Source organism: Mycolicibacterium arabiense, from assembly GCF_010731815.2.
Taxonomy (GTDB): Bacteria; Actinomycetota; Actinomycetes; order Mycobacteriales; family Mycobacteriaceae; genus Mycobacterium; species Mycobacterium arabiense.
Genome location: NZ_AP022593.1, coordinates 2623974 through 2636104, shown reverse-complemented (window position 1 = coordinate 2636104; position 12131 = coordinate 2623974). Strand labels below are relative to the sequence as shown.

The 12131-nt window shown below is 65.5% G+C and carries 14 protein-coding genes and 1 pseudogene; 10 read left to right on the top strand and 5 right to left on the bottom strand.

Going from position 1 to position 12131, the window contains the following annotated elements; translation table 11 throughout:
* Positions 1–324 precede the first annotated feature (324 nt).
* Positions 325–581, bottom strand: a pseudogene (locus G6N61_RS30860) (integrase core domain-containing protein); the annotation flags it as partial.
* 231 nt (positions 582–812) lie between these two features.
* Here G6N61_RS30860 and G6N61_RS14315 point away from each other — a divergent pair.
* The 3 genes from G6N61_RS14315 to G6N61_RS14305 all read left to right on the top strand — a co-directional run bounded on the left by G6N61_RS14315 (position 813) and on the right by G6N61_RS14305 (position 4307).
* Complete coding sequence (locus G6N61_RS14315; RefSeq protein WP_163919124.1) at positions 813–1037, top strand: hypothetical protein; 225 nt, start codon at positions 813–815, stop codon at positions 1035–1037.
* 97 nt (positions 1038–1134) lie between these two features.
* Positions 1135–2415, top strand: a complete 1281-nt coding sequence (locus G6N61_RS14310) for a threonine/serine exporter family protein (RefSeq protein WP_163919123.1) — start codon at positions 1135–1137, stop codon at positions 2413–2415.
* 41 nt (positions 2416–2456) lie between these two features.
* A complete protein-coding gene (locus G6N61_RS14305; protein ID WP_163919122.1) occupies positions 2457–4307 on the top strand; it encodes a serine/threonine-protein kinase in 1851 nt (616 codons plus the stop codon).
* A gap of 3 nt (positions 4308–4310) precedes the next feature.
* Here G6N61_RS14305 and G6N61_RS14300 read toward each other — a convergent pair whose 3' ends face one another.
* Positions 4311–4784 carry a hypothetical protein gene (locus G6N61_RS14300; RefSeq protein WP_163919121.1) on the bottom strand — a complete coding sequence of 158 codons (474 nt, stop codon included), beginning with the start codon at positions 4782–4784 and terminating at the stop codon, positions 4311–4313.
* Positions 4785–5047: 263 nt separating this feature from the next.
* Between G6N61_RS14300 and G6N61_RS14295 the strand changes: the two genes are divergently transcribed.
* Together G6N61_RS14295 and G6N61_RS14290 are read left to right on the top strand one after the other, a co-directional pair.
* Entirely contained in the window at positions 5048–6619 is a 1572-nt protein-coding gene (locus G6N61_RS14295; protein WP_163919120.1) for a serine/threonine-protein kinase, read from the top strand.
* A gap of 260 nt (positions 6620–6879) precedes the next feature.
* Positions 6880–7164, top strand: coding sequence for a WXG100 family type VII secretion target (locus G6N61_RS14290; RefSeq protein WP_163919119.1), 285 nt, complete (start codon positions 6880–6882; stop codon positions 7162–7164).
* Between the two features lie 128 nt (positions 7165–7292).
* Here G6N61_RS14290 and G6N61_RS30855 read toward each other — a convergent pair whose 3' ends face one another.
* A complete protein-coding gene (locus G6N61_RS30855; protein WP_235887538.1) occupies positions 7293–7466 on the bottom strand; it encodes a hypothetical protein in 174 nt (57 codons plus the stop codon).
* Positions 7467–7512: 46 nt separating this feature from the next.
* Here G6N61_RS30855 and G6N61_RS14285 point away from each other — a divergent pair, with 46 nt between their 5' ends.
* The 5 genes from G6N61_RS14285 (at position 7513) to G6N61_RS14265 (ending at position 10688) form a co-directional block, all read left to right on the top strand.
* Entirely contained in the window at positions 7513–8535 is a 1023-nt protein-coding gene (locus G6N61_RS14285; protein WP_235887537.1) for a hypothetical protein, read from the top strand.
* Positions 8536–8777: 242 nt separating this feature from the next.
* On the top strand, positions 8778–9296 hold the full coding sequence (locus tag G6N61_RS14280; protein ID WP_163919117.1) for a hypothetical protein: 519 nt from the start codon (positions 8778–8780) through the stop codon (positions 9294–9296).
* 365 nt (positions 9297–9661) lie between these two features.
* Positions 9662–10123 (top strand): hypothetical protein, encoded by a 462-nt coding sequence (locus tag G6N61_RS14275; protein WP_163919116.1) that lies wholly within the window; start codon positions 9662–9664, stop codon positions 10121–10123.
* Between the two features lie 24 nt (positions 10124–10147).
* Positions 10148–10291, top strand: a complete 144-nt coding sequence (locus G6N61_RS14270; protein WP_163919115.1) for a recombinase family protein — start codon at positions 10148–10150, stop codon at positions 10289–10291.
* Positions 10292–10454: 163 nt separating this feature from the next.
* On the top strand, positions 10455–10688 hold the full coding sequence (locus G6N61_RS14265) for a hypothetical protein (RefSeq protein ID WP_163919114.1): 234 nt from the start codon (positions 10455–10457) through the stop codon (positions 10686–10688).
* A gap of 14 nt (positions 10689–10702) precedes the next feature.
* On the opposite strand, the gene G6N61_RS14260 is transcribed toward G6N61_RS14265, so the two are convergent.
* Both G6N61_RS14260 and G6N61_RS14255 read right to left on the bottom strand, forming a co-directional pair.
* Positions 10703–11635, bottom strand: a complete 933-nt coding sequence (locus G6N61_RS14260) for a S1C family serine protease (RefSeq protein WP_235887536.1) — start codon at positions 11633–11635, stop codon at positions 10703–10705.
* Positions 11610–12125 carry a T3SS (YopN, CesT) and YbjN peptide-binding chaperone 1 gene (locus tag G6N61_RS14255; protein ID WP_163919113.1) on the bottom strand — a complete coding sequence of 172 codons (516 nt, stop codon included), beginning with the start codon at positions 12123–12125 and terminating at the stop codon, positions 11610–11612. Before G6N61_RS14255 ends, G6N61_RS14260 begins: the two co-directional genes overlap by 26 nt.
* Positions 12126–12131: the final 6 nt, after the last annotated feature.

The following is a 12131-nucleotide window of genomic DNA, read 5'->3' as shown; positions in this document are numbered from 1 at the left end:
GGTCTTGCGCAAATCGCGGCTAACGTAAAGGTCGCTGACGTGTTGAAGTTCCTGTATGCGGCTATTCCGCGCATGCTCGGCACGTTGTTGGCCTCTACCGAACAACCCCATTAGGACCCCCTGATCGAACCTCGACGGTTGATTAAACGCTAACAAAGCAGCCGAACGAGCACAGTCCATTTGGCACGGGTACATGCCGACTCCTTGGACGGCGGAGTCGTCCATTAACGCCGCGGGTGCAGCACACTCACCCGACTTCGCGAACGCGTGGGACGACCTTTTGACGGCGGGCCTGAACCAGCCGCCGGCGTCAGGGGCCGATAACTAGCCTGGTCGGCCAGTCTGATATCCAGGAAAATTGGTCAGTATGGCGACTCGTGGCCGACCTCCGATGGCGGAGTGAACTCGGTCGTTATTGTAGAAGTGCATCCAGTCCGGTAGGCCGTCGTTGCGCTGTTCGGTGAACGCGTAGAGGCGGGCGTCGACCCAGCGGTCGCGCAGGTGGGGTGGAAACGTTCGGTCTTGCCGTTGGTCTGCGGCCGGTAGGGCGGCCATGCACGCTCGATATGTACTTTCCCGCAACCCAAGAGAAGGCGTTGGCGCTCTGCGCAGGATCCCGTTGCTGCCACCGCGACTGTCTTGCTCACGGCTGCGGTGGGCGGCTTGTTGCTCATGTCGACATCGCCGCGAGCCTGGGGTATTGCCATCAGCATCTTCGGATCGCTAGCAGTGGCGCTTGTCGGCGGGTCTTGTCTGCGGATTCTGGATCTCGGATGGTGACCGCGAGCGCCGTGTGACTTTGACGAAGCAACATGACCAGCCTGGGTTTCGGCTCTTGCGCCGTGGGTTTACCTCACGGTGTTCATCATTCCGTTGCTGTTGCTGGACGCCGCGATCTCAGTGTTCCTTCGAGGTCGTCCAGGGACGCTCTCGGAGAGATCGGTCGCGGAATGCTGATCGGCTACATTGCCGGGCCGGCGGCCTTGGCCTTCTTCATTCCGCTGTACTTCCTGGCCGCGGCCACCGGCCTGATCTGAGTCTCGGCTGGGTGGCGTCATCATTTGTTGACGCCATCCAGCCGGCAAGCACCGGGCCGCCTCCCCAGCGCCATCAGTCCACGACACAATCACCGGTATGACCGATGACGCACGCCGTGGGTTCCTGCGGTCGATCCGCAAGGAGGTGCCGCAGGCGCTGACGGGCGGGCCGGTCGACGGGCACGCCGAGGTCGCCGCGATGCTGCGCGAGCTGGGCATCGCGCTGATCGAGTGCGAGCAGCCCACGCACCTGGTCGAGGCGCGGCTGCTGGCGATCGCCAAGAACTACACCGACGAGACCGTCCGCGTCGTCGTGTTCCCGACCGCTCTGATGGTCCAGGTCGGCACCGCTGCCTACGAGGTCTCGACGGTCGTGAAGCCGACGACGCAGCTCGACCTCGCGGGGCGCGTCGACGCAATCGCCGAACTCGCCGAGGTCGGGGCCATCACCGCGGCCGACGCTGCGCGTGAGGCTGCCGAAGCCCGGACGATGCCGCCGCGGTTCGGGCCCGTCGTCACCGTCATCGGCTACACGATCACGACGCTGGGCTTCGGCATGGTGATCAACCCGACGTGGGCGTCGCTGTGGGGGTACGTGTTCCTGGGCGCGGTGGTCGGAGCGATCGTCATGCTGGGCCGGCCCTTCCCGACGCTCGGCGCGGTGCTGCCGACCCTAGCCGCGGCAGTGGTCACGCTGCTGGCGACGTGGTTCGTCGCCGATGCCGCCAACGACGGGTTGCTGGCGGTGATCAGCCCGCCGCTGGTGGCGATGCTGCCGGGTCTGGCGCTGACGATCGGCGCGATGGAGTTGGCCAGCTCGCAGATGATCAGCGGCGCGACCCGCCTGATCTACGGAGTGACCCAACTGGCGCTGCTGGTCTTCGGCGTCGGCCTGGGGATCCATCTCGGCGACGACCTAGAGCCGCAGCAACCGTCGGCGCAGATGGGCAGTTGGTCACTGTACCTGGCCATCCTGGTGATCGCGGTCGGACTGTACGTCTATTTGTCGGCGCCGAAGGGCTCGTTCGTGTGGCTGATTCTGGCCGTCGGGGTGGCGTTGATCGGGCAGAAGGTGGGTGGCCTGTTCCTGTCGCCGACGCACTCGGGCGCGGTCGGCGCGTTCCTGATGGTGCCGTTCGCGATGCTGGCGGTGCGGATCAAGACGTCGCCGCCGGCGATCGTGATGATGCTGTCGGCGTTCTGGGCGCTGGTGCCCGGCGCGCTGAGCTTCGAGACGCTCGGCGAGGCCGTGGCGGGCGAGGGCGACGTGATGACGCTGGGCACGACCGCCGCGGCGATCTTCTCGATCGCGCTCGGTACGCTGATCGGGTGGAGCGTGTTCGCGACGATCAACGCCAGGTTGCCGCGCTGGCGCTGAAACAGCTGCCGATGGCGTAGTTGCTGGGTACCGTTTCCTTCATGCCGTTAGGGGACGGCGCGAAGTTTGCGGGCTACACGATCGAGCGGCAGCTTGGCGCAGGGGGAATGGGCGAGGTCTACCTCGCCCAGCACCCGAGGCTGCCCCGGCACGACGCGATCAAGGTCCTGAAAGCCGGCATCTCGTCGGATCCGGACTACATCGAGCGGTTCAACCGGGAAGCCGATCTGGCGTCGAAGCTGTGGCACCCGCACATCGTCGGGATCCTCGACCGGGGCAAGTACCGCGGTCGGCTGTGGATCTCGATGGACTTCGTCGACGGGACGGACGTCAGTCGCCTGCTGCACGGCCACCCAGATGGGATGCCGGTCGACGAAGCGCTCGAGATCGTCCGGGCGGTGGCGTCGGCGTTGGACTACTCGCACTCCAAGGGCCTACTGCACCGCGACGTGAAGCCCGCCAACATCCTGGTCGCCGACGTCGAGCACGGTGAACGTCGAATCCTGCTCGGCGACTTCGGCGTTGCGCGCGACCTGTCCGATAGCACCTCGGGCGGGCTGACGGCGACGAACATGACCGTCGGCACCGCCGCATACGCCGCGCCCGAGCAGCTGATGGGCCTGCCGCTCGACGGATCGGCCGACCAGTACTCGCTCGCGGCGACCGCCTACCACCTGCTGACCGGCAAGCAGATGTTCCAGGAGTCGAACCCGGCTGTCGTCATCGGCAAGCACCTGAACGCCGAGCCGCCGTCGCTGGGTCGGCCAGAACTCGCCGCGATGGACGCGGTGCTGTCCCGAGCGCTCGACAAGGACCCCAAGGATCGATTCGCGACATGCCTTGACTTCGTGGACGCGTTGGAAAGGTCCTTCGAAGTTCCCGACGAGTCGGCGACGACGCCGACCATCCACACGGCCGACACCATGCAGGCGCCGGTGGCGGCGCCCGTCGTCCGTCAACCGGATTACCCGGCGCGACGTAGCCGCGGCCGGTTGGTCGCCATCGTTACGGGGGCGGCTGCGGCCGTGGTCGCAATAGCTGTGGTCGCCTACCTCGCGCTGCAGCCCGCGGAGGCGCCGCCGTCCGGTGAGCCATTCACGCTCGCGGGCACGTTGAAGGTGGTCGGCAACAACGTCAAGACCGTCGGGCTGCCCGCCGGCTACAAGTGCGCCGGTGCGAAGGAGTTCGGCGACATCGCTCCTGACGCTCCGATCACGATCGAGGACGAGTCGGGGACGCTGCTGGCGAAAGGTGCGTTCGAGGGCAGCACCAGCGGTCCCGACGGCTGTCGGATGGAGTTCCAGGTCGGTGACCTGCCGTCGGGCGCGCGGTTCTATCGCGTGCAGGTCGGCGAGGGTCACGAGCGGAACTTCACGGAGTCCGAGGCCAAGGCCGGCGTCGAGTTTCTGATGGGGACGGTCGATGACCCCACCACCACGCGGCCGAAGCCGGCACCGACGCCAACACCGACGCGCACGGTCACCGTGGCGCCGACGCCAGACATGGAGAAGGTCAGTCTCACGCGGCTGCAGAACATCGCCGACGGCGACCGCTCCGACGTCGCGGTCTATCTCGCCGACCGCTGGATTCCGCAGATCAGCTCGAAGCGGGTGGGGCTCGTCGCGAAGGGCATCACCTGGGACAACCGGACGATCCTCGAGGAGCACCTGCGGCTGCGCAACATCTATCCGGATGTGAAGCTGCTGTGGTCGGGTGACTGGTCGACGTACGACGGTCCCAACTTCTGGGTCACCGTCGTGGGTCTCCAGTCCTACAACCCGTACGACGTCCTCGACTGGTGCACGGAGCAGGGCTTCGACCGGGACAACTGCATCGCAAAGCTGGTCAGCACCACGCATCCGATCGAGGGAAGTACGAAGCTGAACCCCTGACGGTCAGGCTGGCGTCAGGCGGATCGCGGCGATCTTCAGTCGCGTCGCTGCCTCGGTGAACTCCTCGAGCGAGGGCACCGTATCGCTGCCGAACGTCAGGCCCATCGAGCGCTGAGCCTTCTTCGGTCCGTAGCCGGTGGTGACGCGGTGCACGATGTCGGCGACGGTCGCAGGGTCCCTGATGAGCACGCCCTGCATTGGCGTCTTCCTGCCGGCGTGGGTGACCTCGGCGGGAGCGCCGTCGGCGAAGTTGTGCTTCCAGCCGGCCGCGAGGATGACATAAAGGTCGCCGTCGAGGCGGTGCGCGCTGACGGGCACGGCGAAACGCCGTCCCGACTTGCGGCCGGTGTACTCGACGACCATGAAGTCCTTGAGCTTGGAGCCGAGCACGGGGAGGCGGAGAGCGGCTCGCAGCGTCGGGTTGACGGCGCGCAGGAGCGCCTCCGGGGGATGGGACATCTCGATGGTGGCGGCCATGTCGCCACAGTAGGCCCGTCGTGTGGTGTGGATCGCGATTCCGCGACGTTTGCGCTGGTGATGGTGCCGGGGGTTTGATCAAGTCTCGACGTGTACCGTGGCATGCGAGCAATTGGCTTGTGCTGCTGCGACTTCGGTGTCGCGGTGCGCCGCCTGCCGCGGGGGTGCGGGTTGAGCGCCTAGACATGCGGGAACACCGTCAGCGTGGACGGCGTGACCTGCGCCGTCACCAGAATCGCAGCGAAAGGGCGGAGGGATCGGACATGGGCTCGTCAGGGGTCAGCTCTCGTCTGGGCTCGCGCTTCGGGCCTTATGAGCTGCAGTCGGTGATCGGCATCGGCGGGATGGGCGAGGTCTACCGCGCCTACGACACCGTGCGCGAGCGCATGGTTGCGCTCAAGGTGCTGCGGCCCGACGTGGCCGCCGACCCGGTCTTTCAGGACCGCTTCCGCCGCGAGTCGCGGATTGCAGCGCGGCTGCAGGAGCCGCACGTCATCCCCGTGCACGACTTCGGCGAGATCGACGGGGCGCTGTTCATCGACATGCGCCTGGTCGAGGGCTCCAGCGTGAAGGAGGAGCTGCGGCACCACGGCTCGCTCCCGCCGGGGCGGGCGGTGTCGATCGTCGGCCAGGTTGCATCGGCGCTGGACGCCGCGCATGGCAACGGGCTGGTGCATCGCGACATCAAGCCGGAGAACGTGCTGCTGACGACGGAGGACTTCGCCTATCTGGTGGACTTCGGCATCGCCCACGGCGGTGGTGAGGCGACGGTGACGAAGACCGGCCTGGTCATCGGGTCGGCGGCGTACATGGCGCCGGAGCGGTTGAACGGCGAGCCGGGCGGCCCGCCGTCGGACGTGTACTCGCTGGCGTGCCTGCTGTTCGAGAGCCTGACCGGTCGGGCGCCGTTCGAGGCGGGTGACTTGCGGCAGGTGATGAGTGCGCACCTGTTCTCTCCGCCGCCGCGGCCGAGCATCATGCGCCGCGGCGTGCCGGCGGCGTTCGACGACGTGGTGGCGAAGGGCATGGCGAAGAACCCGGCCGAGCGGTACGGGTCGGCGGGGGAGTTGGCCCGCGCTGCGTTGGCTGCGTCGTCGGGACGGGCGGCTTTCGTTCCGCCGGTGCCGCCCCCGGTAGCGGCACCGCCGCGGACGCGCCAGTTCGCGGCGCCCGATCCGCGCCCGGCGTACGCGTCGCACCCGTCGTTGCCGGTGACCCCGCCACCGGTTCGCAAGGCCGGCTTGAGCAGGACACAGAAGGCGTTGCTGCTCGGGACGTTCGCGATGTTCGCGTTGGCAGCTGTACTGGCTGCGGTGGTGGTGGCGAGCGGTGGAGGTTCGGATGACTCGCCGGCGCGGACGCCGCTGGCGGTGCCGCCGTCGACTGCGCCGTCCGCGGCGCCGACGACGACTTCGGAGGAGACGACGACGAGTGCGTCTCCCTCGACGACGTCGTCCTCGACCACTACTACTTCTACTTCGCCGACGACCACGACGAGTGGGGCGCCGATCGCGGGAGTGTCCGGGGCTGACGCGCAGGGCTTCGTCGGTCATTCGGCGCGCTGCGATGCGGGCAGCTCACCCGCGGCGATGATCAGGACGGCGAACTCGCTGGCGATCGTGTGCGAGACCGGGGCGGGGAGCTACTACTACCGCGGCGAGCGGCTGAGTGACGGCGCGCAGTTGGTGCTGCAGAACGCGACGCCGGCGGGTGGTGGGTTCGACGTGGTGAACCCTGCGGATGGGTCGCGGTACCAGGTGCGGCCGGATCAGCTGACGATCTCGAGTAGCCGTGGATCTGAGTCGGATCCTGCGTTGGAGTACGGGGCGCGGTAGGCGGTCGGCGTTGGTTGACAACGCATTTCGATCGACCGAGCTGCACTGAGACAGTCACTGCGGTGCGCATCGAGGCCGAGCTGGCCTCGACAGGCGCTGAATGACTGAAATCGTTTGGCCGGCGCTTCAGTCGTCGACCTGAGGAAAAGGTGTCATCGAGGGTGGAGACGGTGTCGCATAATCGAACGTGCGACGCCGATGCTTAACGGCTGTCGCCTAGGTCGGTCGGTCAGACATCGGGGAAGAGCCGGGGGGCAAGAATGCTGGTTGATCCTGAGATCCTGCGCGCCTTCGCCGGACAGGTCGACATCGCTGCAAGGGAAATCAGCGCAGTGGGCGTCGGCGAGAAGGTTTCGTCTGCTGGGGATGCTCTGCCGGGTTCGACGACGCAGTGGGCGGCGCGGACGGTGGGCGAGCACTTCAGCCAGTTGCTCACTCAGCTGTCGCAGAACGTGACGAAGATGGGGACGGCCGTGCGGGGCGCGGGTGACGCTTTCGAAGTGACTGATGACTCTCTGGCAGGCCAGTTCGACGGGCTCTTCTGACCGATGCTGCCGTCCCGACCGACTCTGCGGAGTTGGAACCCCGATGCGTTGGCGGCATCCGCGGCGGCGATTAGTGCTGCAGCGGAGTCGGTCGCCGGCGCGGTGGGTGGAATAGACACCGCGTGCACTCAGATGCCGGAGACACGGGCGTGGTCTGGTCGCTCGCACGAGGCGGCCAGCGCGATGTTCGGTCGGGCCAGCCGCGACGCGTCGAAGGTGTCCGAGTACGCCAAAGCCGTCGCTGCAGCGCTCAACAGCGGCGGGTCGGCGGTCGGGCAGGCCAGGGCCGCGCTACTGGCCAAGGCGGATCAGGTTGACGCCGGACCGCTCAACGTCAGCGACCAATGGGTGGTGCTGATCGACCCGGTGACGATGTCCGCTGATGACATCGCCAAGCTGCAGAAGCTGGCGGCCGAGGAGCAGGGCGAAATCAACACCCTGTTGACCGCCGTCGGTGACGCCGACGAGAAGACGGCGAACGCCGTTGCTGCGGCCGGCGGACGCTTCGGTTTCGTGGAAGCTAGGCCATCGGGAGATCCGTTCGACATTCCGACGGCGCCTGGACGGCCGCGGGACCAGGTGCCCGATCCGCGCGATCCGATTGGGCTGCTCGATCAGCAGGCGCTACGAAACGGTGACATGGCGATTTCCGTCCGCGAGGTCATCGAGTCGGAGAACGCATACGGCGAGGAGGTGAAGACAGTGATCATGCAGGACGGCAGCAAGCAGGTGATAACCAAGAAGGACCCCTTCGCCTGGCCCAGCAAGCAGAACTTCATCTCAGTCGAGCAATTCGACAAAGACGGCAATGAAGTCTCCGAGTCCAGCTCGTGGCACGACCTCGGAAACGAGTGCGACTACACATCCGTGACGTGGCCGGACGGGTCGAATTTCACCATGTCGATGGATCCGACGGGACACCGCACCGCCGGCTTCACGACCGCCGGAGGGCGACATCAAGCAGTTCCGGTGCAGTTGATCGACAACATGTCGCTCGGAGCGGGTTCAGCGTTGTCAGGCCTCGAGAAGCATGTGGTCAATGGCGGCGGCTTGCCGATGCTGACGGCCGAATCGGTCGAGGACATCGGTAGGTCCGCCAAGTATGGTGGGCCGGCGTTGGGTGTCGCGACGACGGTGTTCGACATGGTGATGGCGGAGTCCGGACGGGACGCGTGCATCGCAGCGTTCGGCGGCGGGGGTGGCGGTGTTGGAGGCTGGGCGTTGGCAGAGGGAGGTGCGATGGCCGGTGCAGCGACAGGACCGTTGGCACCAGTGATGGTCCCGACGCTCGCGGCCGGCGGAGCGCTGCTCGGCGGGTGGGGGTTCGCCGAACTCGGGAAAAAGATCGGAGACCTCGTGTGTCCGTATTGACGCTGCCGGAGCCGCAGGGGTGGGTGTCGAGTGGGCGTCGGCTGGTGTTGGTCACCGTCGCGGGCTTGGCGCCTGCCGTTGCGGCCCTTGGGTTCGGGCTGCGGGCATTACTTCGGGGGAATTACCTGACTGCAGTGGTGATGTGTGGGCTCGGCGCAAGCTTCGTACTCGTCGTAATAGCCCTGCAGCTTGTCCGTCGAGGACGCACAGCCCTACGCGCGGATCATGACTCGACAGGCACAGTGCTGCTGCCGGACCGGCGGTTTTCTGCGCTCGTCGTCGTCAGCCTTGTGCTCGCCACGATGAGCATGCTGGCGATTGCCGTCGCGGTGCCGATGGGAGCGTTCGACATTCCGATGTCTTCGGGTATGAGGATGTTCTCTCCGTTGGTCGCGGGATTCGGTGCGCTGGTGGGAGTAGCCGGCTTGCTTACCGGGTGGCGGCGCGGTGGCGTCGGCTATGTGGGGTTGTCACCGGACGGTGTTGACATCGCCAACATCGTTTACACGGAGTCGGTCGACTGGGACGACATCGCTCAGGTGACAGACACTGCGCATGGAAAGAAGACGCGCAAGGCTGTCGTGCTACAGCTGCAGGACGGCAGCGAGAAGGTCATCGACGGTGCGGACTTGTACGTGCCGGGCGGGGCGACGCTGTATTGGATGGTGCGGCACTACTGGTTGCACGCTGCGGACCGGACTGAATTGGGTGATGGTCGAGCGTTAACGCGAATGTGCGACGGTAGATTCGCGACCGCTTAGAGATGCCGTGACGGGTCCGTTCTCAGTAGGCTTGGCGGTCACGTCTTCGGGATCGCCAGCTTGAATGGCAATCGACGAAAGTTGCGAGTCTCGTCTTAGCTGGCGGATCGGTTTAGCAGCGACCTGCAGTGACCCCACCGGGAGCTTAGAAGCTCCAAAGCCTCGCGGGCAAGAATAAAAGAGGTGACGTGGACGCATCGAGCTGCGTTCTTGCGGCGGGAAAGCGGTGCATCACCGGTGTCCCGTCTTGAGTTATGGGATGACCCATGACAGGCGTCCAGCTTCTTGCAATGCCCCTGGTGAGGATCCTTGAAATCCGACCCTTATCAATGGATCCCATTAATCTATTGGGATAGCGTGGACGGATGCTGGCAACGACACCACTCATGGCGGAGATGGAAACGACCCTGCTGGCCAACGTGGGACGCACACGATTCTCGTTAACGCTCGAAGGCATTCATCGGGGACTCACGAACGAAGAGATGTCCGCGGAGGCCGACCGTGACGGCATCCCGTGCTCGGCTGAAAGCATTGGCATGGTCCGACGTACCCTCACGCTCACGCTTGCCGACCAGCTCCACCCTGCGCCCTCCGACGCCGAAAACCAGTCGTACCTCTACCGGGAGGTGCTGAACTATAAGCACTCGCCCAAACTGCACAAGCTGATAATGACGCGCTTGTCGCAGCTCCAGGCCATCGACCCGGACGTCAAGCTCACACCCCTGGGCCACGTCAATCTCGGAGGCGGCCAGTCTCGCTCGTCCGAGACGCTGCCCGCCCAATGCCCCGATTGCTGGCTGCACCACGCGGGAGAGTGCCCATCCTGACCTCCACAGCGTCGCCGTAGGCCAATGCTCGGCTACGCGCCCGTGTCGACGGCGCACCAGTCGAACGGCGCGCAGACCGACGAGCTGCTCGCCGTCGGCGTCGACGAGGACCGCCTATACGTCGACAAGCTGACTGGCGCGTCCAAACGTGAGGGCCGGGTCCAGTGACGGTGAATTTTCAGCGGACGCTGCAAATCCCCGAGACGGGGGTTGTATCCGCTGCCGCCGGCTCTGGACCGTCGCCCGCTCGCCCACTACGACGAGAGCAGCGCTAGGCGGGTGCTCGTCGATTTGTGCTCGGCCGCGCAGTGGACTGTCCATCACCGGGGAGGTGCCGCCCTCGACCCCGGTCGACCGGGACGGCTACATCGACGCCGGGCTGCCGTGGTTCCACGAACGCGACGCCGATGCGCAGGACCTCGCTCAGTCCAAAATTTCGTCTAACATCGAGGGCGTCGACGAAAAGCCTGGGACCGAGGACGATCAGTTTGTTCCCGTTGACCCGAAGACGGTGATCGCTATCGGCGTCTTCAGTCCCGACGTAGTCGCTGACGGGGAGTGGTAGCTCGTTCGGTCTGGTCAGCCGAAGGTTCGTACGCTGCGGGGGCGACACTCAATCGAAACTTCGTGGTCACCACGCAGGACAACAACTGAGACCTTTCGATTGGCGACATCTCGCCGCAGCGCGCGCAGCAGATCGTTCTGCGAGTCGATGTCGCGATCGCCGACAGCGACTATGGCATCGCCGCGCTCGAAAGGGCCCGCTGAATTATCGCGAACAGCGGTCACCACAAGAGCATGGCCACCGGGTGCGCGGTTGACGGCCCGACGTGCGACGCTCACTCCGAGCGACGCGCGTTCGACCGCTCCGTAGGTGATGAGCTCATGGACGACCTCAGCAACGGTGTCGGCGGGAACTGCGAAGCCGATGCCGTCGGCCTCGGGAATAGCTGCCGTGTTCACGCCGATGACTTGACCGTCGACGTTCACCAACGGCCCCCCGGAGTTCCCCGGATTGATCGCCGCGTCCGTCTGGATGACGTCAAAGATCGCTTGCTTGTCGCCGGTGGGAAGGCTCCGCTTCAGTCCGCTCACGATGCCGATGCTGATGCTCTCCGGGAACTCGCCTAAAGGGCTGCCGAATGCGAAGCAGAGTTCGCCAAGCCGGGCCCCCTGGGGTGAGATCGTAAGTGGCTGAGCAGATTGCGGGTCCACGCGAAGGATCGCCAGATCGGTCAAAGGGTCGCGCCCGACTACCCGTGCCTCGGCCCGCTGCGCGCCGGGAAGCTGAACGTAGATGGGTTCAACGAGGTCTTGTACCACGTGATTGTTTGTGACGAGGTGTTCGACGTCGTAGACGAACGCGGACCCACTACCTTCCTCGAAATCGTGAGTCTGCCCCTTGACGATGGCAGTCGAGAGCACCACCTGCTCAGCCAGATCGATGATCTCGTCACTGAACTGCCGGAGCAACCGCCCCGGTGTGTTAGACATCGAACTCGTCGCCTTCATCGTCCTCGAGCATGGTTCTGCCGCCGAACCGCTTCTGAAGAAGGCTGTCATAGTGGTCCGCTCGGTCAGCCACGAGGTCAATGGTGGCCATGAGCTGATCGGGGGACAGCTCGTCGAAGATGTACAACTCTGCGGTAAGCACGATTTGTACGTTGTCTGGGTCGACGTATGCCTTGGCGAGCGGTGTATTTCGATTGATGGAGTTGACTGCCGCGAACACCTCGGGGCGCATGGTGAAGTCCTCCAGCAGCGGGGAGAAGATCTCGATGCGCGGAGGGTCGTCATCCGCAGTGTGTACGTACACAAGCGCGCTTCCGCGGGGAATGGGGATGTCACCGTCCTCGTCACGCTCAATGGCGTCAACCTTGAACTCGCGCTTGAGTGTCTCCTCGAGCCACTTGTCGAGTTCGTCGGTGCGGCGTTCGCCGCCGGACCCGAATATTCGGCCTAGAAGCGGCGTCGACTGTATCCGTGGTGCGAAGCGGGACAACTCATC